This is a genomic window from Aeromonas sp. S5(2024), from assembly GCF_041403025.1.
Lineage (GTDB): Bacteria > Pseudomonadota > Gammaproteobacteria > Enterobacterales > Aeromonadaceae > Aeromonas > Aeromonas hydrophila.
Genome location: NZ_JBGLRI010000011.1, coordinates 50289 through 75435, shown reverse-complemented (window position 1 = coordinate 75435; position 25147 = coordinate 50289). Strand labels below are relative to the sequence as shown.

34 protein-coding genes are annotated in these 25147 nt (G+C 56.1%); 9 read left to right on the top strand and 25 right to left on the bottom strand.

Going from position 1 to position 25147, the window contains the following annotated elements; translation table 11 throughout:
• Positions 1–2: 2 nt before the first annotated feature.
• From sctI to sctW, 25 genes are all read right to left on the bottom strand, one after another.
• A complete protein-coding gene (sctI, locus tag ACB032_RS18795; RefSeq protein WP_017408041.1) occupies positions 3–341 on the bottom strand; it encodes a type III secretion system inner rod subunit SctI in 339 nt (112 codons plus the stop codon).
• Complete coding sequence (locus ACB032_RS18790) at positions 341–895, bottom strand: YopR family T3SS polymerization control protein (protein WP_371138536.1); 555 nt, start codon at positions 893–895, stop codon at positions 341–343. The genes sctI and ACB032_RS18790 overlap by 1 nt, the downstream gene beginning before the upstream one ends.
• A complete protein-coding gene (locus tag ACB032_RS18785) occupies positions 892–1245 on the bottom strand; it encodes a YscG family type III secretion system chaperone (protein WP_065476965.1) in 354 nt (117 codons plus the stop codon). Before ACB032_RS18785 ends, ACB032_RS18790 begins: the two co-directional genes overlap by 4 nt.
• A complete protein-coding gene (gene sctF, locus ACB032_RS18780) occupies positions 1245–1502 on the bottom strand; it encodes a type III secretion system needle filament subunit SctF (RefSeq protein ID WP_017408038.1) in 258 nt (85 codons plus the stop codon). Before sctF ends, ACB032_RS18785 begins: the two co-directional genes overlap by 1 nt.
• Positions 1495–1707 carry an EscE/YscE/SsaE family type III secretion system needle protein co-chaperone gene (locus ACB032_RS18775; RefSeq protein WP_323876813.1) on the bottom strand — a complete coding sequence of 71 codons (213 nt, stop codon included), beginning with the start codon at positions 1705–1707 and terminating at the stop codon, positions 1495–1497. Before ACB032_RS18775 ends, sctF begins: the two co-directional genes overlap by 8 nt.
• On the bottom strand, positions 1670–2971 hold the full coding sequence (gene sctD, locus ACB032_RS18770) for a type III secretion system inner membrane ring subunit SctD (RefSeq protein WP_371138535.1): 1302 nt from the start codon (positions 2969–2971) through the stop codon (positions 1670–1672). The genes ACB032_RS18775 and sctD overlap by 38 nt, the downstream gene beginning before the upstream one ends.
• Complete coding sequence (sctC, locus tag ACB032_RS18765) at positions 2968–4812, bottom strand: type III secretion system outer membrane ring subunit SctC (protein ID WP_371138534.1); 1845 nt, start codon at positions 4810–4812, stop codon at positions 2968–2970. Before sctC ends, sctD begins: the two co-directional genes overlap by 4 nt.
• A complete protein-coding gene (locus ACB032_RS18760) occupies positions 4785–5210 on the bottom strand; it encodes a YscB family type III secretion system chaperone (protein WP_029302729.1) in 426 nt (141 codons plus the stop codon). Before ACB032_RS18760 ends, sctC begins: the two co-directional genes overlap by 28 nt.
• A gap of 15 nt (positions 5211–5225) precedes the next feature.
• Positions 5226–6041: a T3SS regulon anti-activator ExsD domain-containing protein gene (locus tag ACB032_RS18755; protein WP_371138533.1), complete on the bottom strand. Its 816-nt coding sequence runs from the start codon at positions 6039–6041 to the stop codon at positions 5226–5228.
• A 118-nt stretch (positions 6042–6159) separates the two neighbouring features.
• On the bottom strand, positions 6160–6975 hold the full coding sequence (locus tag ACB032_RS18750) for an AraC family transcriptional regulator (RefSeq protein WP_124251414.1): 816 nt from the start codon (positions 6973–6975) through the stop codon (positions 6160–6162).
• Positions 6976–7313: 338 nt separating this feature from the next.
• Positions 7314–7715: a YscW family type III secretion system pilotin gene (locus ACB032_RS18745; protein WP_223951360.1), complete on the bottom strand. Its 402-nt coding sequence runs from the start codon at positions 7713–7715 to the stop codon at positions 7314–7316.
• Positions 7712–7945, bottom strand: a complete 234-nt coding sequence (locus ACB032_RS18740; RefSeq protein WP_223951361.1) for a T3SS regulon translocated regulator ExsE family protein — start codon at positions 7943–7945, stop codon at positions 7712–7714. The genes ACB032_RS18745 and ACB032_RS18740 overlap by 4 nt, the downstream gene beginning before the upstream one ends.
• A 2-nt stretch (positions 7946–7947) precedes the next feature.
• Positions 7948–8391, bottom strand: coding sequence for a type III secretion system chaperone (locus ACB032_RS18735; RefSeq protein ID WP_223951362.1), 444 nt, complete (start codon positions 8389–8391; stop codon positions 7948–7950).
• A gap of 135 nt (positions 8392–8526) precedes the next feature.
• Positions 8527–9426 carry a YopD family type III secretion system translocon subunit gene (locus tag ACB032_RS18730; protein WP_371138532.1) on the bottom strand — a complete coding sequence of 300 codons (900 nt, stop codon included), beginning with the start codon at positions 9424–9426 and terminating at the stop codon, positions 8527–8529.
• A gap of 12 nt (positions 9427–9438) precedes the next feature.
• Positions 9439–10482, bottom strand: coding sequence for a type III secretion system translocon subunit SctE (gene sctE, locus ACB032_RS18725; protein ID WP_371138531.1), 1044 nt, complete (start codon positions 10480–10482; stop codon positions 9439–9441).
• A complete protein-coding gene (acrH, locus tag ACB032_RS18720; protein ID WP_017408026.1) occupies positions 10463–10960 on the bottom strand; it encodes a SycD/LcrH family type III secretion system chaperone AcrH in 498 nt (165 codons plus the stop codon). Before acrH ends, sctE begins: the two co-directional genes overlap by 20 nt.
• A gap of 15 nt (positions 10961–10975) precedes the next feature.
• Positions 10976–12079, bottom strand: coding sequence for a virulence-associated V antigen (locus ACB032_RS18715; protein ID WP_371138530.1), 1104 nt, complete (start codon positions 12077–12079; stop codon positions 10976–10978).
• Between the two features lie 9 nt (positions 12080–12088).
• Positions 12089–12376 carry an LcrG family type III secretion system chaperone gene (locus ACB032_RS18710; RefSeq protein WP_026080077.1) on the bottom strand — a complete coding sequence of 96 codons (288 nt, stop codon included), beginning with the start codon at positions 12374–12376 and terminating at the stop codon, positions 12089–12091.
• A 39-nt stretch (positions 12377–12415) separates the two neighbouring features.
• Entirely contained in the window at positions 12416–12856 is a 441-nt protein-coding gene (locus ACB032_RS18705; RefSeq protein ID WP_041213428.1) for an LcrR family type III secretion system chaperone, read from the bottom strand.
• Positions 12853–15015, bottom strand: coding sequence for a SctV family type III secretion system export apparatus subunit AscV (ascV, locus tag ACB032_RS18700; protein WP_371138529.1), 2163 nt, complete (start codon positions 15013–15015; stop codon positions 12853–12855). Before ascV ends, ACB032_RS18705 begins: the two co-directional genes overlap by 4 nt.
• The gene (ascY, locus tag ACB032_RS18695; RefSeq protein ID WP_017408022.1) at positions 14948–15292 is read right to left on the bottom strand and encodes a type III secretion system chaperone AscY; all 345 of its coding nucleotides are present in this window, start codon (positions 15290–15292) and stop codon (positions 14948–14950) included. The genes ascV and ascY overlap by 68 nt, the downstream gene beginning before the upstream one ends.
• Before the next feature lie 2 nt (positions 15293–15294).
• Positions 15295–15660 (bottom strand): type III secretion system protein AscX, encoded by a 366-nt coding sequence (gene ascX, locus ACB032_RS18690; protein WP_029302718.1) that lies wholly within the window; start codon positions 15658–15660, stop codon positions 15295–15297.
• A 79-nt stretch (positions 15661–15739) separates the two neighbouring features.
• Positions 15740–16111 carry a SycN family type III secretion system chaperone Acr2 gene (acr2, locus tag ACB032_RS18685; protein ID WP_044800275.1) on the bottom strand — a complete coding sequence of 124 codons (372 nt, stop codon included), beginning with the start codon at positions 16109–16111 and terminating at the stop codon, positions 15740–15742.
• Positions 16108–16389 carry a TyeA family type III secretion system gatekeeper subunit gene (locus tag ACB032_RS18680; RefSeq protein WP_017408019.1) on the bottom strand — a complete coding sequence of 94 codons (282 nt, stop codon included), beginning with the start codon at positions 16387–16389 and terminating at the stop codon, positions 16108–16110. The genes acr2 and ACB032_RS18680 overlap by 4 nt, the downstream gene beginning before the upstream one ends.
• Positions 16370–17248: a type III secretion system gatekeeper subunit SctW gene (gene sctW / locus ACB032_RS18675; RefSeq protein WP_371138528.1), complete on the bottom strand. Its 879-nt coding sequence runs from the start codon at positions 17246–17248 to the stop codon at positions 16370–16372. Before sctW ends, ACB032_RS18680 begins: the two co-directional genes overlap by 20 nt.
• Positions 17249–17438: 190 nt before the next feature.
• On the opposite strand from sctW, the gene ascN reads away from it, so the two are divergent.
• From ascN to ACB032_RS18630, 9 genes are all read left to right on the top strand, one after another.
• Complete coding sequence (ascN, locus tag ACB032_RS18670) at positions 17439–18761, top strand: SctN family type III secretion system ATPase AscN (protein ID WP_371138527.1); 1323 nt, start codon at positions 17439–17441, stop codon at positions 18759–18761.
• Complete coding sequence (locus ACB032_RS18665) at positions 18758–19219, top strand: YscO family type III secretion system apparatus protein (RefSeq protein WP_371138526.1); 462 nt, start codon at positions 18758–18760, stop codon at positions 19217–19219. Before ascN ends, ACB032_RS18665 begins: the two co-directional genes overlap by 4 nt.
• Before the next feature lie 6 nt (positions 19220–19225).
• Entirely contained in the window at positions 19226–20524 is a 1299-nt protein-coding gene (locus ACB032_RS18660) for a type III secretion system needle length determinant (RefSeq protein ID WP_371138525.1), read from the top strand.
• Complete coding sequence (gene sctQ, locus ACB032_RS18655; protein ID WP_371138524.1) at positions 20521–21444, top strand: type III secretion system cytoplasmic ring protein SctQ; 924 nt, start codon at positions 20521–20523, stop codon at positions 21442–21444. The genes ACB032_RS18660 and sctQ overlap by 4 nt, the downstream gene beginning before the upstream one ends.
• Entirely contained in the window at positions 21441–22094 is a 654-nt protein-coding gene (gene ascR / locus ACB032_RS18650) for a SctR family type III secretion system export apparatus subunit AscR (protein ID WP_017408013.1), read from the top strand. Before sctQ ends, ascR begins: the two co-directional genes overlap by 4 nt.
• A gap of 1 nt (position 22095) precedes the next feature.
• Positions 22096–22362: a SctS family type III secretion system export apparatus subunit AscS gene (gene ascS, locus ACB032_RS18645; protein ID WP_371138523.1), complete on the top strand. Its 267-nt coding sequence runs from the start codon at positions 22096–22098 to the stop codon at positions 22360–22362.
• Positions 22359–23147 (top strand): type III secretion system export apparatus subunit SctT, encoded by a 789-nt coding sequence (gene sctT, locus ACB032_RS18640; protein WP_017408011.1) that lies wholly within the window; start codon positions 22359–22361, stop codon positions 23145–23147. The genes ascS and sctT overlap by 4 nt, the downstream gene beginning before the upstream one ends.
• Positions 23144–24202, top strand: a complete 1059-nt coding sequence (gene ascU, locus ACB032_RS18635) for a SctU family type III secretion system export apparatus subunit AscU (RefSeq protein WP_017408010.1) — start codon at positions 23144–23146, stop codon at positions 24200–24202. The genes sctT and ascU overlap by 4 nt, the downstream gene beginning before the upstream one ends.
• Positions 24203–24514: 312 nt before the next feature.
• Positions 24515–24901 carry a hypothetical protein gene (locus ACB032_RS18630; RefSeq protein ID WP_017408009.1) on the top strand — a complete coding sequence of 129 codons (387 nt, stop codon included), beginning with the start codon at positions 24515–24517 and terminating at the stop codon, positions 24899–24901.
• Positions 24902–25147: the final 246 nt, after the last annotated feature.

The window sequence follows — 25147 nt, the reverse complement described above, 5'->3', positions numbered from 1 at the left end:
CCTCACTGGGTCTTCAACAGGGTTTCTACGTTCTGACTCATCTTGCCAACTGTCTTGGCAATCAGCTCTTCCTGCATGGTGATACGCATCAGCGCCCACTGCATCTGCATCAGGCTGTTGGGATCGTCTCCCGGCGTCGACAGCTCGGCCCGCAGGCTCTCCTTGGCCTCCACAAACTGCTGCTTTATTTCCCCCAGCTCACCAAGCAAAGAACCGCCTATGCCTTGGGATGGAGCGCTCATCGCCTGTTCAAAGCTGGCAACTTGGGAAGAGGCAGTGTCCGCCGTTTTCAACTCATCCAGGCTGGTCACGACCGCCTGGGCTGACTGGGTAATCTCCATTACGCCTCCAGATCAAGTTTGTGTGAATGCCGTATCAGGTTGTTCACCACGCCGTTAAGCGGGATCAACGTCATCAGCTCACGACGAGCCAATTCCTCGAGATATGCCAGGTCAACCTGAGTTCCGTTGGCAGCCTTCTTGATATCTGCCATCACATTCAGCAGCACCGTTTCCCGCCGTGATGACAGTGGATCAAACTCTCGCATCAGCGCGCGCAGCTCAGGCTGGTCAATGGCAGCAACGACAGGCAGCTGACGGCCGGAAAAATGTGCCACCAACTTGTCGGTGACAGGCTGGAACAGTCGCTTGCCAACCGCCTGGGCATGTTCTCCTCCCTGCTGATGGATCTGCCAGAGCAGGTCCCGCTGAGCAGAAGGCGAAGCACCCTCGAGCAGGGTCTCAAGCCCAGCCCCCTGCTGCCAGCGACTGAACAGGGTAGGCTCATCTGCTTTTGCCAGCAGCCGTTCAAACTGATGTTGAATCTGTTGCCTGGGAAGTAGTTCGGTATCAGCAAATCCGCTTTGAGGCGGACGCTCACTGCCTTCAATCTTCATGACGCCATCTGCTCACGCAAGCCGGCCGCAAACTGACACAGGGAGGGCTGACCGCTCGCTTCCAGCCTTGCCAAGCGCAATACCAGCTCATCGTGCATGCCGAGCCGCCATTCACACAGGGCGAACCAGGGTTCAACATCCGCAGAGTGGTGCGAGGTTTCCAGCAGCAGTGCGCTCTGATAGTCCCCCTGATTCATCAAGGATGAGAGGCGGATCAACGTGACGCATTCGGCCATGCACTCCTCTTGCGCCAGCCAGTCGGCAATGGATGCGGCCTCCTGGTGGCAATGATGCCCTGTTCCAGCCAAGGCCAGTTCTGCCAGTTGTTTTTTGAGTTGGACGTTCATCATCAGATCTTCTGTAAAATGCCCTGCATCAAGTCTTTCATCGCCCGCGTCACGGTAGAGTTGATGTTGTACACCACCGACCATTTGTTGATCTTGTGCTGCAGCTCGGCCAGCAGGGCCGGGTTGTCAGAGGCATTTTTCATGTCCTCGATTGCCGCTTTGACCTCTTTATTGGCGGCATTGGCCTGTGTGGAGAGGTTTGATGCTACCTGGTCGAGGGTAATGGAACTCGTATTCTTGTACTCGAAGTAATCAGCCATGGTTGTGCTCCTCTATCTTGCCAATAATCTTGAGCCCCGCCTCGATGGCGTCGGCTTCCTGTTGCCACTGCTGATACTGCAGCTGGGTACCCCCGCGCAGCAGTTGCCGCTTCACGTCACCCAGCGCCTGGACAAGCTGCGCATGCAGCTCGCGGGCAAATACCGGCTCAGCGCCGGACAGTCGCGTTTCCAAATTGGTCATCATGACGCTCGACTCCTTTTAACTTGACGATGTATTGCTGTTTGCCCTTGCTGACCACCACGGCATCAGGACGAATCGCTAATACGCGAACCCCATTGGCAGTCGCCCCACCGATTGGATACCGCTGGTTATCCGCCAGGGTCACGTAAGGAATCCGGCCAAACGAGACACTGCGTACCTCAAACTCCAGCTCATCCTGACGTGGGATCCGCTCCTGATTCACCAGCTCCAGCACCGGGTGGGAACCGAACTCGCGCTTGAATTGCTGCTGGGTCAGTTGAAACTTGGCAAGCTGGGCACTGTCCAGCTGGCCGGACACCTCGATACGGCCGCTGGTTTCAGCCACGCGCAACAGCCCGGCCAACCCCTGCTCCTGCAGCAGGTCATCCAGTCGTTTGCGATAGGCCCCTGCCACCTGAACCTGATTCTCAATCCCCAGCACACCGGGCACCTCTTGCCTTAGTAGCGTATCGAGCGTGCTCCATTTCGGATCCTGCGTATCAATCTCGCCACTTAGCCGCAGCCAGCCAGGTTCCTTGCCATTGCGGATCTGGAGTCGCTCATACCCCAGCTTTTGCAAGATGAAGCCGGCCCCCTGACGCAGATCCTCCATGGTGCGAACGTCCAGCCGATAATTAAAGCCGTTCCCCTCCAGATACTGCTGCAGGGCTAGTCGCGTGCTGTTCTCATCGACATAACCAGCCAGCTGCCAAATGCCATGGGCATCGTTAATCAGCGTGACCTGCTGATAGGCTGGCGCAACAAGGAAACGCTTCAGAGCCTGCTCCTGGCGTGCCGCATCATTTTCACTGCTCCCCTGCCACCAGCCATGCCCTAGCAGTGCCAGCACGGCGATGATCAGCATCAGGCATAGCCCTCCCATCCAGACATCGGCGCGTGCAGCCCGTTTCGGTGGGCGAAGGGCCGTCTGCACGGTAGTCAGTGGCTCAAGTTGCTCTGGCAACGAACGACTGCTATCACAAAAACTCCAGAGCAGCGGGCCCGCTTCCAGCCGGGTTGCCGCCTTGAGCAAAGCCCCAGCAGCCAACACTTCCCCATCCTGAGTCGGCATCACGCCCTCGGCCCACTCCTGCAGTACGATGCCCTCCGCCGTCACCATCAACATCAGATGAACAGGCGCCATGCCCTCGTCCACCAATACCAGGTCGGCTTGCAGCGGATCGGCACCGATTATCAGGCGCCCCTCCGGCAGGGGCACTTCAACGCCGTGGTTCAACCCGCGGTATATGCGACATTTCCAGCTCATCGGGCTTCCCCGGCTTGCACGCACCAGGTCAATGCCGGCGTACACTTCTGCGCCTTGCCCATTTCGACCAGCCGCCACCCCAGTTCATTGCCCATCTGGCATTGCGTCAAAGAAGAACTCTTGCCTCCCTGGCGCATCAGTTGCTGCACCTCGCGAGCGGCCGCCAACGGCTGACACTGGGCACCTCCCAGTACCTTGCCAAGGGAGAGACTCTGGTTCGATATCTCGTCAACCCCCAGCACACCTGCACGCAGATCCTGGCCATGCCCCAGCGACAGATAGTGAGCGATGCCATCGTCGATCAGCCGAGGCTCGATGATGAAGAGCCGAACCTGACGGCGTGTCTGACTCTCTTTGCTGCGAAACAGGGCGCCCAGGTAGGGGATGTCGCCCAAAAAAGGCACCTTGCTCAGGCTTTCGCTCAGTTCATCGCGGTAGATACCGCCGATCAGCAGGCTCTGGCCATGCCCCACCCGAGCTATGGTATCCACCACGGTACGACTGATGGTGGGAATGCCATCCAGACCCGAGCTGTTTGGTTTTTGATTACCATCCTCGATATGCAGGCTCAGACTCACTTCCGGTCTGTCCCCCAGCTGGATCACTCTGGGTGTCATTCTCAACATGGTGCCATAGGTGATCCCTTTCAGCTCCGCCACCCGCTCGCCACTGATCTTGACGTAGTAGGTTTCGCTGTGGTCGATCACCGCCTGGGTGTTTTCCTGGGTCAGCAGTGTCGGCCGGGAGACAACCTGGGCATTGCCCTGGTTCTCCAGCAGATTGACCCGGGCCAGCAGATAGTCGAGTCCCTTGGAATCAACCAGGCTGCCGAGGGCTGCGCCCCCCTCAATGCCCTTGCGATCGCCGGTGGTCTTGATGATCACCTGCTGGTTGGAGCCGGTACGGATCCCGACTCGCCAATCTACCCCCAGCTGGGAGAGATCCTCGGCATTGATATCAATGATGGAGAGCGCCACTTCAATACGGGCAGACGGCTTGTCCAGTGCAGCAATCAATTTGCTATACATGGCCATCCGCTCCGGAGCATCGCGCACCAGCACGGCATTAAGGGAAGGATCAGCCTGCACAATTGCCTGCCCTGAATGGGATGTGCCCCCTTTTGTGCCCTCACCATTGACCATCTGTACGCCAGCATCGCTGAGCAAGCGAGAGAGAATGGTGGCAACGCCGGGTGCTTCAACATCCGTATCGCGATACTGAATGGAACGATCGGTCGCGGAAGCATACTTGAGCGGGAAGATCTCGATGGCAAGCGGTCCCGTCTTCTCGCTACGCAATTGGGACTGTTGCTCCAGCGCCAGGGCAGTTTGTTCAACCAGCTCAAGGTAGCGGGGAGGGCCGGAAACATAGACCAGGCGATTGTCTGTGTCTGGTCGCCAGCCAAAACGCGCCTCCCAGATCCCGGCACGCTGCAGAGCTTGCTGCAATTCCGCCGCACCAGTCTGTGCCAATTTGATGAGACGAGACTGAACTTCACTGTTCTTGAACACGTACAGCACGTTGCCATCGTAGTACCAGACCAGGTTGTAGAGAGAGGCAAGCTGCTGCAAGAACGCCTGCGGCTCATCATGTTCGAACTGGCCATTGACCTGATCATTGACCTTGTCGCTGACGACGACCGATACCTCGTAGTTGGCACCGAAGTTGACCAGCACATCACGCAGGCTTTCCCCTTCCGCCACATAGCTATAGGGCATGGGCAACCAGTCAAGCTCTTGTGCCAATGTGGGACGCGACCACATCATCATCCCCATGCCGAGCCATAGCAGAGGATGCAGCAGACGTTGCATGTTTACGGATGCCATATCATCTGTCTCCATTCCGGGGCTAAGGCCGCCTCATTCAACTGGGGTTCCAGCCGCTCCAGCAAGGTAATGTGCTGGCTCAGAAAGACTTCCAGCTGGTGTTCATCAAGTCCGTCAAGCTCCAGCCTGGCTTCCAGTTGCAGATTGCCGAGCTCATCGAGTGTCAGAGCCTGGGGGGCATGGCGTCCCCAGGCCACAACCTGTTGCAAGAGGCGTTTCAACAATGCCGGATCCAGAGATTTACCTTCTGACATGACGGCGCTTGCCAGGGGAGTGCTCAGCAGCAGTTCGTTGTGCCTGGGTAGCAAAAACAGAGGATAACCATCGAGTCGCAAATGATATTTGCCCTGAACGTCGGCAACAAAAGGCCCTTGGCCAAGCTTTTCGGCCAATCGATTAAGTAGATTTTGCATAGTTCCTCGGGTTATCTAGCGGGCCGGTGGCTGCCAGTAGAAGCGGTCCTGAGAAAGGGCCAGCCCTCTTTCAGCAAGCCACTCGTGCAACATCTGAGCAGCTGTGGATTGATGCGGTAACACCTGCAGGGCATGCCAGAATGCCTCCAGCTCGAGCGGTACCGGCATGAGCACATTCGGGTCACCCTCCTCAGTCTTCTGCCCATACCAGGCAGGCCAGGCCAGATGAAGGCGATCTTCACATTCGGCTTGCAGCTGTTGCAGTTCCCGTTCACGCTGGGTCAGCTGAGCCAGCTGGGCTGCAATCTTGCTCTCAATGCCAGACTGTACATCCACCACCGTCTGCCAGAAGGCGGCCTGAGCATGCAACTGCCGCCGCATGACCTGCAACTGTGCCAACTCATTGATCCAGCCGGTGTGGAGGGGTTCCTGATGACAGACCCACCAGCGATGCAAGGGATATAATACCCAATGCCATAACTGCGACCGCTCTGCCAGATTGATGCTATCCCCCAGTTGGGCAATCCAGTCACCCTCCTCACCCGCAGCCAACCGCAGGATCCGCTGCAGATCCTGACGTGACACGGCCATGGCGACATCCACGCGGCGCTGAAACCAGACCGATGCCAGCAGACACTCCAGACGGGTTCTGGGCAACACCCGCTGCAACAGGCTCATCTGCTGGGCAGTCAACACACCGGCATCCTGATAGCTGAGCACGGACTGCTGACCAACCAGCTGGTCTTTACAAAGAGACGCTGACTGGACGACAGTGACCCGGCGGCCTGCAAACAGACCTCGTTTGGGAGATTGGTGATCTTGCTGACTCATGCTATGCCTTGCTCATTTTGCTGCGGGCAATAATGGGATAATGTTTTGATATGCGACCATTCTATCCATTAAGCCCTTCCCTGACTTATAAAAAACGTCAGATTATTTTAGTCCGACGTTAATCTTTGCCATGTCTGGCGCGACTTGGCGTACAACCGAAACGGCGGCGATAACTCTGGGTGAAATAGGACTGGCTGGAGAACCCGGCTTCCATCGCAATATCCACTATGCTCATCTCGCTATTGAGTAATAACTGATGAGCATAAAGAATACGCCGCTCGCTGATCCAGGCTCGGGGAGACACTCCATAAATAGACCCGAAAAGCTCCTTGAATGTGGTCAAGCCCATGCCAAATTCTTTGGCAAATTCACTGAGTTTCCACTCCATCAAGTAATGCTTTTCCATGAAGTGCTGTAATCGTTCAACCTGGCGGTTGCTCAATTGACGCAGAATCGACATCAATTGAGGGCCGGACTCACCAAAAGCCAATAGAAACAACAGCTCCTCAGTACGTAACTGAGCTAATGTCGGCGGGTATTCATGTTCGGTCAAGCCACGTAAACCCTGAATACATTGGGCCAATAGTGGCGAGGCACAAAATGGCAACAGACTGGGTGCCATGGAGTCAATTCTGGGCACGTCGCTCAGCAGTGAACCAAAACGTTGCAAGAAACCTTGCAGAAAGGTATTTGAAAGGGGTAACCAAAGCAGGTGGCAAGGTGCTTCACCGGTACAAACCGCATAATTGCCACGGCGTACGAACATCAACTCATTGGCGGATAACTCGTAGGTATCGGTGCAGTCTTGCCAGGTCATGGAGCCTTCCAGCAGGATGTATATTCCCTCCTGTGTATGCTCAATGACGTTAAAAGCAGACATGCACCACTGGAGCTGGGCTATATCGCCCTTCTCTGTGGTTGTAATGCCTTTCATATTTTTCGTTTTCCTGAATCTGCGTGTGGTGCCTGTGACGCCTCAGCAAAGACAGGATTTCTGCTGGGAGTCTTATTATTGGCGTTTTATTTTTAAATTAATTCATCTCAATACCAGCAACTAATTAATCACCATTGAAATGAGGGGGAGCATCCTACAACAGCTATACGCAAGAAAACCAGCCACAAATTAGAGTCAATACACTAGCCATGCGTTATTTGGAGATTCAAATTAAGTTACTGTTATATGCTGGGATAGTTTGTTACAAAAAGAAACTTTCCCCTTGAATCATAAGAGCCATAAACAGCTGATTTCAGTATTGTTTGTGAACAATGTCATTATTGACATAATGGATAGCAAGTCTTGGGCTGCAAATTAATGACGTAACCATCAGGATTAAACGCCTTAAAAACTTTCTGCTGATGACTGGCTTGTACTGCTGAACTGCCGATGAAACGCAATCGCGTACGCAGATATAAGTCACCTTCCGCCATTTGCAAAGGTGTCAGGCGCAGCTCAAATACCAATGGCAACATGGTCACGTCATATTCCGTTGCCGCCACAGCCAAAGGACGACCATCGATCACGCTCAGCACAGTGACCTCCACCCGGGCTGGGAAAGGCAATCTTCCTGCCAGACGCACCTCTCCTTTTACCTGTGTCAACGCGGGTTTGAACACGGGTGTCGTGACGCAACCACTCAGCGCAATCAGCAGCACCAGCGCAAGCCATATTCTCATACGACCCTGATCCTGCGAGCGGACAGCGGCAAATGCTCACCCTGCTGCAGACGCTGCAACGACACTTCCTGAACCCGATCGAGGGTAATGGAACCACGCAACAATACCGACAAGGGCTGCTGAACGCGGGTCATGGGGAGCACATGCATCGCTCGCCCGGCAAAGCTGCCATCTCTTGCTTGGAGCGTGCCTTGCGATACCGTTACCGCTTGCTGTTCCTGTATCTTCATGGCTATACCCGAACTCCCATCATCTCATCATGGCCATGATCGACTTCATGCCGTGATTGCAGCAACTCCTGCCAGAACTCTGCATGTTCCAGCATGCTGGCCAGACTCTCTTCGAAGGCTGTCAGTGTCAGTTGACTGGCGGACATCTGACGATATAGCTGTACCGTCAGGCTCTCGTCATCAAAACCGAAGTGCAGATTGAACTGATACCAATGGCGGTTGAAACTGGCCAGCTGACGGAAAATACCTTCGCCAACCTGATGCAATTCGGCGACATCAACCTGCAAAACCAGATGATCCCGCTCTGGCACCAGGATCAGACCCAGCTTTATCTGGTCATCAAAGCACAATGCCGCAACGCCTTCCTGATTCAAGGCTAAAGATGGCAAGCCATATTTGGTAGCAAACTCAGCAAACAGCTGATTGATGGTGAGGGTTAGATCCATGATGTCCTCCAGCAGAGAGGAGAGGATGTTAGCCTGCCTGTACCACGCTGGCTGTCACTCAAAGACGGCTCTTTTAAGAAAAATGATAAAAAAAGCGCCCGGATGGGCGCTTGACATACATTGGTGATGAGGCCGTTATGCCACGCCAAATGCGGCACGCATGGCCTGATTGTGGCTCTGGGCGTATTGCTGCATCATCTGAAGCACATCTTTCATGAAGTTGTTGTTGAAGTTCATCAGATCTTCCACTTTTTGCTTCTGCGTCTGGGCGATGCTGGAGCGCACTTCATCTTCCTTGGCATCGGCCTGGGAATAGCCCTGGAAAACCTGTGTGGTGCTATTGCCCACTTGGGCAGACCCTTGCAACACAGTGCCAGCCAGCTGCTGACGCGCATTGTTGGCCTCAAACTTCTTGTTCAGTGTTTTCAAGGCAGCCTTGTCATGCTGGTTCCTGGTCATTAACTCCTGACCAGCATCCCCCATTTCTTGCCCCGTACTCTTCTTCACGTCCGCCATTTTTTGCAGATCTTTCTCTCGACCCGCCATATTGGCGTTCAGTGCCTTGTCCTGTTTGATGGCTTTGGCAGACTTGCTTAAGGAAAAGCCGCCCATGACGGCCGAAGCAACGGTCATCACACCGGATACCACCGCCATGGCGATCATCAAATTGGCGCCATGTCGCATCTCGCTCACCTGATCCTTCTGGGCGGCGATCACGGCCTGATTTTCCATGTCCCGCTGCAGCAAGCCCATCTCGCGGGCCTTGCGCGCCATCTCGAACAGCAGGCTCATAATACTGAGAACGTTGTCGAGCTCAGACCCCCCCTTGCTCAGCAGGCTCGAATCCAGCCCCTGACGTGGCCCTATCAACTCGGGCAACGCTTGACGTTGCGGGGTCATGTGCACTGTTTTGTGACCTGGCTCATGGGTGGTCCCCTGCCCTGTCAAGCCCTCTTTGTTTTCTACCCCCTGCCCATCGGCAGGCGCAACATAGGTGTTACCCGGGATGTAGTTACTCGCATTGATATTGTTCATCTCGCATTCTCCTTAAATGGCTGTCGGTCTGCTGGCAAGGCTGTTGAGCATGGCCCCCTTGGCCGTGATCATCTGGAAAATCATCTCCATTACCTGCTGGAATGATTCCGTCATCTGCGACAAGGCTTCCTTGAGTTTGTCCATCACCCCTTGCAGCTCTGTCATCACCTGCCGATTCTCTAGCAGGCTCGCCTGTTTGATCTGCGCATCGGCCTGCAACCCGCTATCGATGGCCTTGGCTGTCCCGGTGCCAATATCAACTACAAGATCGGCCGCCTGAGTGGCAAATTTGACTGCCTTCATGGCGGTACTGGCGGCACTTGCCCCAAAGGTGACCGCAATAGAAACAATGGCTACTAAAATCTCGGCCGCAATCATGATGGGCCCCAATACCTTCATCGTTTCAGGCGAAATACGGCCATCTGCAGCGGCTTGCTGGATCGCCATATTCGCGACCCCAACGGCTCCGCCGACGATCATCATGGCTCCAACGGCGGCCCCTACGCCAGTAGCGATCAAGATGGCACCGATGACCATGGAAGCGATGGCGCTGATCCAGCCAAAGATTTTGGAAGCCAGACCAGACTTCTTGGCCTTGTCGGCAGCCTCGCTGGCTTCCTTCATCTTGGTCTGGTTTTCATCAATTTTTTTCAGATTCTCGGCACGGATCCGCTCGAGATCGGCCAGTTTCAACTTCTTCTGGGTTTGCTCCAGTTCGCTGGTCATCTTGCCCAGCTCAATCTCGAACTCTTCGGGAGACGCAAACGCCAGTTTGTTCAGCAAGGTACTGCTGCCCAGCAGCTTGGCCGCGTTGGCGGTCCCCAGCTGCGCCGTCTTCCTCAATTGATCAAGTTCCTGCTGTTGGGATGCACTCACCTGCTGCCTGATACCTGGCATGGGTTGTGGTAACACCACCCCCTGCCCATGTTTTTCGACGTGGCGATGGCTATCCCCGGCAGCCACCTGAGTGGCTTGACTGCTCCCCTTGTTGTCCTCGACCAGAGGGGGTTGAACCCCTCCGATGGAGAGAGGGCGTTCACTGCTTATCGAATGCATGCTCCATATCCTTTTTGGTTTTGACTACTTCCAACATGATGCCGGCACGGGCGGCCAGTTCCGCCAGCTCCGGCTTTGCTGCCGCCAGCAACTGGGCCGAGTGGAAGCCACTCTCGGCCCCCTCGAGTTCTCCCAACTGCAGGAGACACTCGGCGGCATGGAAAGGAAAGCGGGGCTCCTGCAGGTCCATCATGGCGCCATAGCTGTAACTATCGATAGCTAAACGAAATTGCCCCAGCGCCTGGCGGCAAGCCCCCAGTCCCAGAAAAAAACGCGCTTCATAATGGTCCAGCACGCAGAGGGCCTGAAAAATCTTGTGTGCCTCGTCATGCTTGCCGGCGTGATATTGATTGAAACCCAGGGTATAGAGCTGCTCGAGGGTATCGGTAGATACATCGTTGAGCATGGCGAGGGTGCCACCATCCTGCAGGAAGGCCTCTACCGCCTGCTCATTCACTTGGGTCATGTCGTGTTCCATTACTGCTCCTGAAAATTAAATAGCCTGAAGGATCTGCTGCATTACGCTTTCATATTTCTGGATAAAACGATTGAGCGCTTCAATAACCGAGTTATAACGAGAGCTGATATCATTCAGCTCCGTGGTCTTCTGGCCGAGTTTGTCATTGAGAGGTTTGGCCCGGTCACCCACTGTGGTCGCAAAATTGCTCAGTGGATTATTATCTTTTTCATATTTATAGGAATAATTAACGCTGCTCAGCGCGCCGGTATCCTTCTTCGGTGAGATCAGGAAATCTCTAGCCGAGAGGAATACCTGCTTATCATTTTCAAGATCAGCTAGCTCTGTTTGTAATTTAGTACGGTAGTCCTCTAGCGAAAAACCCTGGGCAGTCGCTTCGGCGCGTAATAAAGATTCGTCCTTCAACACTGTCTCTTTTCTCTCGACAGCAATTTCTTTCAGCAGCTGGTACTGAGGATTATATTGGCCATTGGCATCTTTCTTGGCAAAAGCTTCATGACTGTCATAACCATAATGCTTGTAATCGAATATATTGACGCCTTTTCTACCGACTTCTACGGTACCGTTATGCTGCTGTGCGGTACTGATCTCCGTCTGTATGATCGAGTAGCCTCGCAACTCGGCGGTCAACTTGCCCACCTCGTGCTTGAGCGTATCCCGTTTGCTGCTGTGGCTGCCCATGGCATCGAGCATGGCTCCGATGACATCATCATCGATGCGATCGGGGGTCAGGGAAAAGTGGGTGGCAGCCAAAAACTCTCGCAGGGTAAATTTCGTCTTGCCAGCGGCGGCAGCCTCATTAATTAACTTATGAAGCTGCTCAAATCCAGCTTTTATCTGAAGATCGTATTGTCCGCCCGGATTTTTCGAGTCGGCAGGCATAAAATAGGCGAGTACTTTTTTAAAAAGTGCTTCATTGTCTGTTACGACTTGGCTGTCAAAATATTTACCGTCTATTTTAGGGTCATGGGTCGCGGTAATTACTATTTTCTTATCTTTGATAAGTTTGACCAGTTCATCTAATGCCGACGAGCTGCCACCTTGCAGCTGATTCAGTTCAACCTTTCCAAGATCCGACAGAAACAGTTGGGGATCTTTTTTGTACGAGCTAATTTCCATCGCTATATCCTATATGACCAAACCGCGCATCATGGCCGGGCGTCTGGGACGAGCCCCACTGTTTTTTTCCTGTGGGGAGTGTTGACGACGTCGATGCAGCTCCCCCAGCAACTCCTGCTCAGCCTGTGACTTTTGTGCCGCCGAACCTTCTGCAAACAACAAGTGGGTTATTTGTGGGCTGATACCAAGGGAATCCCACATTTCATTCAACAAGGCGGCGCGCTGCTCACTGTCTTTTATGGCCAGCTCCGCTTGCGCAATCGTTGCCTCATCGGTATTGCCCGGGCGTTCTTTCATCTTGCCTCCCATTTTAATTTTGCGTGCCGTCCCTTCCTATCAAGGGAGGTCGCTGTTTTGTTGTTTTCTCATGGATGTCAACGAGATAACTTTTGCAACATCGAGTGAAAACCAACCTGGCTGCGGCTCACTTGCACCGGCCCAACAACGGTAGAAACGAGATAGCCGGTCACTGCTCAGGGGGCTGTCCCCCAGCACACAGACATTGCCATACAGCACATAACCGCTCCCCAAGACGGAAAAGCCGGCTCGGGCCAAAAGATAAAGGGCGGCGAATGGATTACTGAGTCCTGCTCGTTCATGCACTCTTTCAATAAATACAATCCAGATACGCCGCTCTGACGCCTCGACACGCCAGGCAACCCGTAGCCCTGCATGCTCAAACACATGCCCAAGCGGGATAGGCGTTCTGCACAGGGTATGCACGGCGCAGGCAATCCCTCTTTCTGCAAACCAGGGCAACAAGGGATCCTGCGTCATAGACCCACTCTCCCCAGCGGCTGAATGTTGATCTGCTGAGTCAACTCCTGATAGGAGAGTACCGGCAGCGCATGGTAATCACCTTCGATGAGCTTGCGCACATAGCGGCGGATATCCATGGAGACGATGAGTACCGGTTTATTCTGCATCTGGGTCAGGTCTCCTACCGTATGGCGCACCTGATCGAGGAAGCTCTGGGTAATAGTGGGGTCGAGCGCCAGGTAACTGCCCGCGCTGGTTTGACGAACACCACCACGGATCTGCTCCTCCACCTGCTGATCAAGCAGATAAGCAGGCAGAATATTGTTGCCGTTGGCGTACTTGTAGCAGATGTAGCGTTTGAGGCTGCTGCGGATATATTCGGTGAGCTGCACCACATCCTTCTCCTTCTGACCCCATTCAACCATGGCCTCCAGAATCGCACGCATGTTGCGGATAGAGATGTCCTCCCCTACCAGCCGTTGCAATATTTCAGTCATACGCTGCAACGGGATGATCCGCTGAGCCTCTTTCACCAGCTCTCCATAGCTCCCCTCCATCTGCTCCAGCAGATAGCGGGTCTCCTGAATACCGATAAAGTCCTCGGCATATTCCCGCAGCACATGGGATAGGTGCCAGGTCACCACCTGATCGGGGGTCAGAGCAGCAAGACGCATCTTCTCGATCCGCTCCTGATGCTCCTTGGCCACCCACAGGGTGGGCTGCCCCGGCAACAGCGGAGTGCCCTCTTCATAGGGGATCCCCAATAGCTCGAGCTGAGAGGCATTCTCCTGTACCAGCAGATAGCCTGGTCTTAGCAGGCCACGGGCTACCGGCACCTCCTGTAGCTGGATCAGATATTCACCAGCACCCACACCTTCGTTGAATCGCAAGTGGATCCCAGGAAAAGGCACCCCCAGATCGAGGTAGAGAGCCCGCCTCACCCGCACCAGCTCGTCGTTGAGGGCTATCGCCTCCAGCTCAGCTTGCAAGGCGGCATCCACATCGATCAGCAGAGGAACCGTCATGGCAAACTCTTCCTTTTCACCGAGCTTGCCGCGGGATTTACCGCCGACCTTGGGTTTGCTGCGAGCCGCCGGGGCCCCTGCCCCCTGCGCCAGAACTGTGGGCAAATCCTGGGTACTGCTCTGCGCGTTGCGCTGGCGCAATCCGATAAAGTAGCCACCAGCGGTCACGACGGCGGCAAGGGTGAAGAAGGTCACCATCGGGAAGCCAGGGATCAAACCAAACAGCACCAGCAGCACACCACCGATCAGCATCGCCTTGGGCTGGGCCACTACCTGGGCACCGATGTCGGAACCGAGGTCGGCCGACTCTTCGGAAGAAACCCGGGTCACGATAATGCCCGCCGTGATAGCGATAAGCAGCGCCGGCACTTGGGAGACCATGCCGTCCCCCACCGTCAGGATGGAGTAGAGCTGCAACGCATCGGCCGCCGACAACCCCTTTTGGGTCACCCCTATGGTGACGCCACCGAGTATGTTGACAAAGATGATGATGAGGCCCGCGATGGCGTCCCCCTTCACGAACTTCATGGCGCCATCCATGGAGCCAAACATCTGGCTCTCCTTCTCGATGACGCTGCGCCGCTCCCGCGCCTCATGAACGTCGATCACCCCGGCACGCATGTCGCCGTCGATACTCATCTGCTTGCCGGGCATGGCATCGAGGGAGAAGCGGGCGCTAACCTCCGCCACCCGCTCCGAGCCCTTGGTGATCACCAGAAACTGGACGATGGTGATGATGAGGAAGATGACGATCCCCACTACCAGATTGCCCCCTACCACGAAGTTGCCGAAGGTGTAGACGATCTGGCCGGCATCGGCCTGCAGCAAGATCATTCGGGTAGTACTCACCGAGAGGGCGAGCCGGAACAGGGTGGTGATCAGCAACACCGCCGGAAAGGCGGAGAACTGCAATGGTGAGTTGATATAGACCGCCATCATCAGCAGCACCACCGAGATGGTCATGTTGATGGCAATGAGAATATCGAGCGCCACCGGCGGCAACGGCAGTACCATCATGAAGACGATGGCAAGCAGCAATACCGCCAGCATGATGTCCTTGCGCTCGCCAATCCGGCGCAGCAGTTCAAGGGTGCGTTGATTCATTCTGCTCTTCCAGTTCGAGATAGTATTGATAGGCAAAACGGGCTTCATCGAGTCGCCCTGCCAGCTGGCAGGCTCGGCTGCGACAGAGCCATAAAGCCTCGTCGGTCACGCCTTTTGAGACCAGATAATCGACATGAGCCAGTGCCTCTTCTCCTCTGCCCAGCTTGAGCAAGGCCACCAACAGCGTACGTCGCCCGCTCTCATGTCCTGGATGGAGCTGCAGCAGCGCCGTCAGCAGGGTACGGGCACGATCAGGGTGGCCGTACTGCAAATGCAGCCAGCCGGTGAGCAACAGCAGATCCTGTTGCTGTGACGAAAGGGTCATGGTCATACCTTGTGCAACAGATGAAGCGTCATCTGCATCAGTTGTTCATCTTCATGCATCTGTTCGAGCAATACCGACGCCGCCATGAGCTCGTCCGTTCCCCCCTCTTTCAATAGGGCTCGCAACCCCTGCATCGCCAGGGTGAAATCCCGTGGCCGCAGCAAATCGTGAAAGCCGTGGGCGGGAGCGGCAAAGTCCAGCAGTGCTCGTTCAGCCAGGCGTTCGGGATAAAGTCGGTTGATGTGAGGTTCGATGGACTGTCCATCAGGCAACAGGGCGTAGCGCCCGGGCAAGCTCTGCTCTTGCTCATCCAGAGTAAGGGCGCTGAGCTGCTCTATGCCGATATGGGCGGCAGTAATACGGCTCATCGTCTCCATCCCTTGCGAAAGAGCCCAGCGATGTCCTCGGAACAGGCGATTGCTGGATGACAGGCTGTCGTGATCCAGCTCATGGTGCCAGGGCCTCTCGTTGCAGTTGCGTCAGGGTTCTCAGCGCCTGATGCAGCAGCGGCAGAGTGATCGCTCGCTCATCCAGCGTCACAAACAAAAGCAGTTGATCCTCACCCAGCCAACCACAGCGCACTGGCAAGACGGGAGCCTGCGCCGCAGCGGTAAGGGTCATCGCATGGCGAATGGCATCCGCACTCTGATGCCACGGCACTCGGCGAGCCAACCAGAGGGTGAGCCGTCCCTGATGACGCTCCAGTTGCAACGTACCGCTCTGTTCCAGCTCCAGCTGGATCAGGTGGTGAGGGTGCTCTCCAATGGGAATGCCCAGATCCTGGCAAAACTGTACCAGCTGAGGTTCAATCCAGTTCATGACGGGTCTCCAGACAATTCATCCTCTTCCCGCTCGATGGCGTTATCGAGCGCCCCCTGACAACATTGCAGCAGGTTTTGACGCTGCTCTTCCTCACTGAACAATTCGATCGGCAACAAACGGATCAACCGCTTGAGCTCCTGATAGAGCTGCACCTGCTGCCGGGTATCCGCCAATTCCAGTGCAGTCCCGACCTGCTCTACATCCCGTACCGTTGCCCAGCGCTTCTCCACCAATGCAATCAGATCGCCCATCAGATCAGAAGGCCCGTATGCCATGGGCCGCCCCCTCCTTCACCCGCTGCCACAGTTCATCTACCTGAGCCGAGAGGGTATTGAGCAACCGCAGCTTGTGCATGTCGCTCATCACCCGTTCCAACTTGACCGGATCGAGCCAGCGCTGCTGTGAGTCCAGATCAGCACTGAGTGCCTTCATCATGAAACCGGTTACCTTTTCCAGAGAACCGTTGCCAAAACGATGGTGAATATCACGCCACGCACTGGAGAGGGCGCGATAGTCCTGCACCGCATCACGATAGAGGTCCCGCAGTGCCTGCTCACTCCCCACACCTTGCCTGGCAGCTTCGGCTGCCGGGCCCGTGATGCGCGCGCCAAGTACGATGGCAGTTCCCTGCTCATCAGCCAGTTTGGCCAGCGCCTGTTCAATGAGATTGAGAGTGCCCTGCATCTCGGGGCGTCCTGCCAGATTTTTTCGCGCCTGGCAAAGCGCTTCAAACTGCTCGCTAACCTCACCGGAATAGCTCTCCAGGTAGGCCAGAAGTTGCGATAGATTGGCCAGTCGCCCGCTGCCAAGATGACTCACCATTTCCTTTATCTTCTGTTGGCGTTCAAGCTCGGGAACCTTGTCCAGGTACTCCCCCACCAACGCCTCGATCTCGCTGATCCGGGCATGGCTGTCACTCAGCTTGCGCTTGGACAGGGATAATTCGGCTCGTTCGGAAAAGGCAAACGTGAGCTCTTCAGCCGCATCAGCCAGGGATTGGGATGCAGGCACCAGTACGACCCGCTCGCCCTGAAATTGCCCTCTCTGCGAAGCGGGTTGCCGGGACACCTCCTCTGCCGCGCGCCCTTCAGGCTGGGCGGCAGAGAGGTAGGGGTTGCTCTGGATAATGGCCATGGAAACTCCCGTGATGAATGGATTGACGAGGATTGCATTATAAAAATCACCGTTCCTCACCTATGCCAAAATCAGCCGTGAATTTTTAGCCCTCTCCCAACTGTTTTCTAAAAAGTCCCGACTCGCGCTGAAATCCAGCTCTGGCTGCCATCACTTATAGTGCTCACCGTTTTTACTGGTGTTGCTTCCTATGAATCTTTCCTTCGACCACATTGCAGGCCAACTGCGTCACGCCATTGACGACGCCCGGTTGATCCAGATCCGTGGCCGTGTCACCCAGGTGACCGGGACCCTGCTGAAAGCCGTGGTCCCCGGCGTTCGCATCGGCGAGTTGTGCCATCTGCGCAACCCGGACAACACCCTCTCCTTGCAAGCAGAAGTGATCGGATTTGCCCAGCATCAGGCGCTGCTCACCCCCCTTGGCGATATGTTCGGCATCTCCTCCAACACCGAGGTGAGCCCTACCGGCGCCATGCATCAGGTCGGAGTGGGCGAGCATTTGCTTGGCCAGGTATTGGACGGGCTTGGCAATCCTTTTGCCGGCGGACACCTGCCAGAGCCAGCCGCCTGGTATCCGGTCTATCGGGATGCTCCTCCTCCCATGAGCCGAAAACGAATCGCTCAACCCATTTCGCTGGGCATTCGCGCCATCGACGGTCTGCTGACCTGTGGCGAGGGACAGAGGATGGGGATCTTCGCTGCAGCCGGTGGCGGCAAGAGCACCCTGCTGGCTTCGCTTATTCGCAGCGCAGAAGTGGATGTCACCGTGCTTGCCCTCATCGGCGAACGTGGCCGGGAAGTGCGGGAGTTTATCGAGGCGGATCTGGGGGAAGAGGGGTTAAAAAAGGCCGTGCTGGTGGTGGCCACCTCTGATCGCCCCGCCATGGAGCGCGCCAAAGCCGGCTTTGTCGCCACTTCCATCGCTGAATACTTCCGGGATCAGGGCAAACGCGTGCTGCTGTTGATGGATTCCGTCACCCGCTTCGCCCGTGCCCAGCGCGAGATTGGCCTGGCCGCCGGTGAACCGCCAACCCGCCGCGGCTACCCGCCGTCGGTGTTTGCCGCCCTGCCCCGTCTGATGGAACGGGCAGGCCAGTCGGACAAAGGTTCCATCACCGCTCTTTATACCGTGCTGGTGGAAGGTGATGACATGACCGAGCCGGTGGCCGATGAGACCCGCTCCATCCTCGATGGCCACATCATCCTCTCGCGCAAGCTGGCGGCCGCCAATCACTACCCGGCTATCGACGTACTGCGCTCCGCCAGTCGGGTGATGAACCAGATCATCGAGCCTGAGCATCAGGCACAGGCCGGTCGCCTGCGCAGCTGGCTGGCCAAGTACGAAGAGGTCGAACTGCTGCTGCAGATCGGCGAATACCAGAAAGGTCAAGACAAGGTGGCCGACGAGGCAATCGCCCGCATCGAAGCAATCCGCCAGTGGCTCAAACAAGGCACCCATGAGCCGAGCTCGCTACCCGAGGCGCTCGCAACTCTGGAGGCGTTGACCCGATGATCAGCCGTCTGCAACAGATAAAACAGTTGCGGCTGGAGAGGACCGAGCAGCAACTCGCCGCCCAGCAGGCCAGATTGCAGCAGGCCCATGCCCGGCAACGAGAGGTGCAGCAGGAGTGCCTTGACTACCGTCAGTGGCGCCTCGTCGAAGAAGATCGTCTGTTTGCCCTCTGTCAGGCAGAGCAGCTTGATCGCAAAGGACTCAAAGAGTGGCAACAGCAGGTCGCCCTGCTGCGAGAACAAGAAGCCCACCTTGAACAACTGGCCGCCGAACAGGGCGAGCGGGTAGCCGAAGAGCGCATCCGACTACAGGCATGCCAGCTAGCGGTGCACCGAGCCCGCCAGCAGCAGGAAAAGTTTGCCGAATTACACCGGCAGGAGCTGACAGCCCAGCAAGCCCTGCGCGACTACAACGAAGAGCAGGAACAGGAAGAGTTCCGCCAGCAGATCAGGATGTGACCAGAGATGAACCGACTCACCGCCCCCCGCGCTGATACCAAGATTGCTTGCGAGCAGCACAGCTTGCAACGCGAAACTAACAAGGCTGATCCGGCGCAGCAGCAGCGCTTCGAGCAGGCCCTGCAGCTCGAGTCCGCATCACAGAAAGTGCTTGATCAAAAAAGAGTACCAGGCAAACAGGAGCAAGAGCGCCGATCAAAACCGGATGCCCCCCAGTCAAACAGCAAAGCGACTAACAAGGAGGCGAAACTGGCAGAGAGGACGCTGGCACGTCCAGCCCCACACGCCAAAACCCCTCATGACAAGCAAGAGGGAAGCGACTGGCAGGAATCCCAGTTGCTTCCTGCGACATCGCTACAGATCCACGAGGGGATGCAGGCACCAACCACGCAACAAGAGCGTCAGACAGCACAAGCCGAGCCGACAGAGCAAGCCAGGAGGTTACCACGTGAGATCACCAGCGGCCCTGAGTTGATTACCGTAGCCGAACCGGACACCCAAAAAAGACTCAATAAGAGCCCAGCCGGGCTGCCGTTGACGACTCCAAAAGGCACCCAAACCAAACCACGACAGGATACATTGTCAATAGAGAGCAACCTGCTGGCCAATCGTCACAAGTTACCTGTAGCAGACGACTCGGACACTCAGGACAAAGTCGATGAATGTGCCTTGGACCAGACACTGCCTATACCAAACAAAATACTCACCCGGCTACAGCAGAGCGAAAAGCCCGCCGAGAGTATCCAGCTAAGCGACAGCAACAAACTGCAAGGGCCCAGCGAACTGGCCACTCGGCCTGAGGTCGGCGAACGGCTGCAAACAGAAGATGAACCTATTGAACTGGCACCAGTGGCCAGCGAGGAGGAGTTGCTTGCCAGAGAGAACTTTGCCGGCTCTGCCATCCGGGTTCTTCCTCTCGCGACAACGCCGGGAGATCTGCTGCTGGCCCGGGTAACGCCCAGTTTTGATCATCACGAACTGGGCCAGCTGATCAGCCGGCTGGCAGTGGATATGCACCTTGAACTGGGTCGTCTGGATCGCCCCCCTCTGCTGCAACTCTCCCTGCCCGCGCTCGGGGAACTCACCATCCGCATCGAGCGCCATCAGGGCATGCTGCAGGTGGAGATGCTGGCCAGCGAACAGGGCTCCCAGCTACTCAATCAGGGTCGCAGTGAGCTTATCGATCGCCTGCAACGTCTCTACCCCGGTGAGCGAGTCGCCGTTGATCTCTTTACCCGGGGCGACAGCGAGCAGGGGTCGCGCCAGAAACGATCCATCTATGACGAATGGGATGCCGACGCATGACATCGATTGCCTTTACCTCCGCCTCACCAGCGGAGCTGACCCTGCAACAGCGGCTCAGCCAGTGCCGCCACCACTATGGCTGGAGCTATGGCGAGCTGAACCTCGCCATAGCATCGCCGCCAGCGTCCCTCGACTACCGGTTGCAACTGCAGTGGCAGGGGCTCTCCCTGTCGCTTTTATGCCACGGCGCCGAACTGGCCCGCTGGCTTGCGCCGGACTTGCAGCAGGCAGCGCTGTTCAGCCTGCCAGAATCGCTGCAACTGGCGCTGATCGAGCGCCTTGGTCAACCTCTTGGCAACCTCAGCTGCTCGGCGTTGGCTCCGCTCGCCACCAGCGACGTCGCCGGTCAGCCGGTACTACAACTGCTACTCAAGCGGGAGGGAGCTACCCTCACCTTCTGGCTTGCCGAGCCTGACCCGTTGTTTGGCAAGTTGCCCACACGACCAAGCCAACAGCGCCTGGCGCTGCCCCTCACCCTCTCCTTGCAGTGGGGGGCAATGCGGGTCGCCATCCGCGAGCTTGAGGCGCTGAGCTGCGGCGATGTGTTGTTGCCGCCGCCTCACCCGTTGCTCGGCCAGCAGTTGCTGGTCTGTGTCGAGGGGCGACCCTTTGCCTATTGCCTACCCCATCAACAACATCTGGAACTGACTGCCATGCACAACGCCGCCGATGACAATCTCGATGCCACCCAGCTGGATAACCTCCCCATCCAAGTTACCTTTGAAGTGGGCCGCCAGACGCTGGACTGGCACTCTCTGACCACCTTGCAACCGGGTTCCCTTATCGATCTAGGCACCCCCATCGACGGCGGGGTACGCATCATCAGCAATGGCCATCAGCTCGGTAGCGGCAGACTGGTTGAGATCCAGGGACGACTCGGTGTGCGGGTCGAGAGCCTCAAGAGCGAGCCAGCGTCATGATCCAGTTGCCAGACGAGCTAAACCTTATCGTAGGGCTGGCGCTGCTGGCGCTGCTCCCCTTTATTGCCGTGATGGCTACCTCCTTCGTCAAGCTGGCGGTAGTCTTCTCGCTGCTGCGCAACGCCCTGGGAGTACAGCAGATCCCCCCCAACATGGCGATGTACGGACTGGCCATCATCCTCAGCATCTATGTGATGGCCCCGGTCGGTTTCGCAACCCAGGATTACCTGCGCCAAAACGAGGTCTCGCTGGCCAAATCCGAATCGGTGGAGAAGTTTCTCGACGAGGGAATGGCTCCCTATCGCGCCTTCCTGAAAAAACAGATCAAGCCGCGGGAGCACGCCTTCTTCATCGACAGCACCAAACAGCTTTGGCCCAGCGAGTATGCCGATCGACTGGAATCCGACAGCCTGCTGATCCTGCTGCCTGCTTTTACCGTAAGCGAGTTGAGCCGGGCCTTCGAGATAGGGTTCCTGATCTATCTACCCTTTATCGCCATCGACCTCATCATCTCCAACATTCTGCTGGCGATGGGGATGATGATGGTGTCCCCCATGACCATCTCGCTACCCTTCAAACTGCTGCTGTTTGTGCTGCTTGATGGCTGGGCCCGTCTCACCCACGGGCTGGTCATCAGTTACGGAGGCTAATATGAGTCACGCCGATATCCTCCACTTCACCAGCCAGACCCTCTGGCTGGTGCTGATCCTCTCCATGCCGCCGGTGTTGGTGGCAGCGCTGGTGGGGACGCTTGTCTCTTTATTGCAAGCCTTGACCCAGATCCAGGAACAAACACTGGGCTTCGTCGCCAAACTGCTTGCCGTGGTGATCACCCTGTTTGCCACTACCGCCTGGCTTGGCAACGAACTCTACAGTTTTGCCGACATGGTGTTATTCAAGGTGCCCCAGATCCAATGAGCCTGGATAGCCTGCAGGGCCAGATGCTGGCCTACACCCTGTTGCTGCCGCGCTTTATCAGCTGTTTCGTCATGTTGCCGGTACTGAGCAAACAGATGCTGGGGGGGGCGATGATCCGCAATGGCGTAATCTGTTCGCTGGCCCTCTTTGCCTACCCCATGGTGGCCGACACGTTGCCACCCACCATCACAGCACTGGATCTTGCCCTGCTGGTAGCAAAGGAAGTACTGCTTGGTCTGCTGATCGGCTTTGTGGCAGCCATCCCCTTCTGGGCTATCGAGGCAAGCGGCTTTCTCATCGACAACCAGCGTGGCGCGGCCATGGCCTCCATTTTCAACCCGAGTCTTGCCAGCCAAACCAGTCCGACCGGACTATTGCTGACCCAGACTCTTATCACCCTCTTCTTTGCCAGCGGTGCCTTTCTCGCCCTCCTTTCTGCTCTGTTTCAGAGCTATGCCAGCTGGCCTGTCGCACACTTCTTCCCCACCATCGGCGATCACTGGGTCAGCTTCTTCTACAGCCAGTTCAGCCAGATGCTGCTGCTTTGCGCTCTGCTGGCCGCACCGCTGCTTATCGCCATGTTTTTGGCTGAATTCGGGCTGGCACTCATCAGCCGCTTTGCCCCCTCCCTCAACGTCTTCGTACTGGCAATGCCGATCAAGAGCGCCGTTGCCAGTCTGCTGCTGGTTATCTACATCAAGTTGATGATGGACCACGCCTATAGGCAGGTACTGGCGGTCATGGATCCGCTGCAACTGCTGATCCCCATTCTGGAGGCCCGATGAGCGGAGAGAAAACCGAGCTGCCCACCCCTAAAAAATTGCGAGACGCACGCAAGAAGGGGCAGGTGGTCAAAAGCAAGGAGGTGGTTTCCACCGCCATCATTCTGAGCCTTATCGGCATGTTGATGGCGATGTCCGATTACTATCTGGAACACCTGGGCAAATTGATGCTGATCCCGGAATCCCATCTCAACCTCCCTTTTACCCAGGCCCTCAACCATGTGCTGGAAAACCTGATGCAGGAGATGGCTTATCTATGCATCCCGCTGCTCGGCGTCTCGGTACTGGTGGTTCTCATCTCCCACTTTGCCCAGTACGGCTTTCTGCTGAGCGGCGAATCCATCAAACCGGACATCAAGAAGATCAACCCGGTGGAAGGGGCCAAGAAGATTTTCTCCATCAAGAGTCTGATGGAGTTCGTCAAATCCCTGCTCAAGGTCACTCTGCTCAGCCTGCTAGTCTGGATCACCATCGAGGGCAACCTGCAGGCGCTGTTGCAACTGCCAGGGTGCGGCATGAACTGTATTCCTCCTGTACTGGGAGGCATGCTGGGCCAGCTGATGGCAGTCTGCGCCATGGGCTTCGTGGTGATCGCCATCGCCGACTACGCCTTCGAACACTATCAGCACACCAAGCAACTCAAGATGAGCAAGGACGAGGTAAAACGGGAATACAAAGAAATGGAAGGGAGTCCAGAGATCAAGAGCAAGCGCCGTCAATTCCATCAGGAGCTACAGTCGAGCAACATGCGTGCCGACGTGAAGCGTTCCTCGGTCATCGTCGCCAACCCGACCCATATTGCCATCGGCATCCGCTACGAGCGAGGTGAGACCCCCCTGCCTGTGGTGACTCTCAAATTCACCGATGCCCAAGCACTGCTGGTTCGCAAGATAGCCGAAGAGGAAGGTATTCCAGTACTGCAGCGTATCCCATTGGCCCGTGCCCTCTATCGAGATGCTCTGATCAACAACTACATCCCTGCCGATCAGATCGAAGCAACAGCCGAGGTGCTGCGCTGGCTGGAGCAGTGGCGCCAAAACGAAGGGCCGCAATGGTAACCACCATCGGGTTATCTGCGCACCGCTTCACCTAAAAATACCCGGCTTCAATTTATATCCAGTTGGCCCCTGTTCTTGCGATCCTGTGCGCCAATCATCAACCACACGAAGAGATGGGTATGGAACTCAATTCCCGATTGACCCGACTGGCTAGGCAACTGGAGCCTATCAACCCAATCAACTGTCTACCGACGAGTGGCGGCTGCTCGCAGCGGATAGACGCTCGCCAGCCGACACTCCAGACAGAACATTGATGACTGATCGACGGCCACAAGCAACGTTCGTTTTTGACACCACCAGCCAGGAATTCCCATGACATTCGATGCCATGCTATCCGCCCTCTGCCGCCATCTGTACCTGCCTCCGCACTACCGACATGCCGATGGACTGGACATCCCGGCGGGCTCCTTCACTCTTCATATCAGACAACAGGATCGGCTGGTGACTCTGTTCATTCCACTGGGCGATATTCAGGCCACATCGCTCGCCAACATGGCTGATTGGCCGATACTCCAGCTCAGCAATACAGATGAACGTAATACCCTACTCTGGGCTCGCGAGTGGCTCGACAAGCTCAACCAAGAAATCATGGTGGATTTGATTAGCCGCATGCTGCATCAGGCACAAGCCTTGACGCTGAACTGCCAACCGTCCACGACTTTGTCAGACAATCGACACTCTGCAGATCTTCACAGCTAAATGCACTATAGGGAATTCATCCCGACAAGACTCAGGCTAAATATTAAGCACCCAGATAGCAAAAGCCCCCGGCAACTAGGTTGCCGAGGACTTTTCTGAAGATGGCGGAGGAGGTGAGAAGTACGTGACCTTTGGTGGACCGCATTCTTAAATGTTCTTTTTTAGCTTTGTTAGCCATTGATGACATCTTGTCAAAACATAAGCGACAGAAAAATTCCCCCCCCACAAATTAATTTTAGATTAATT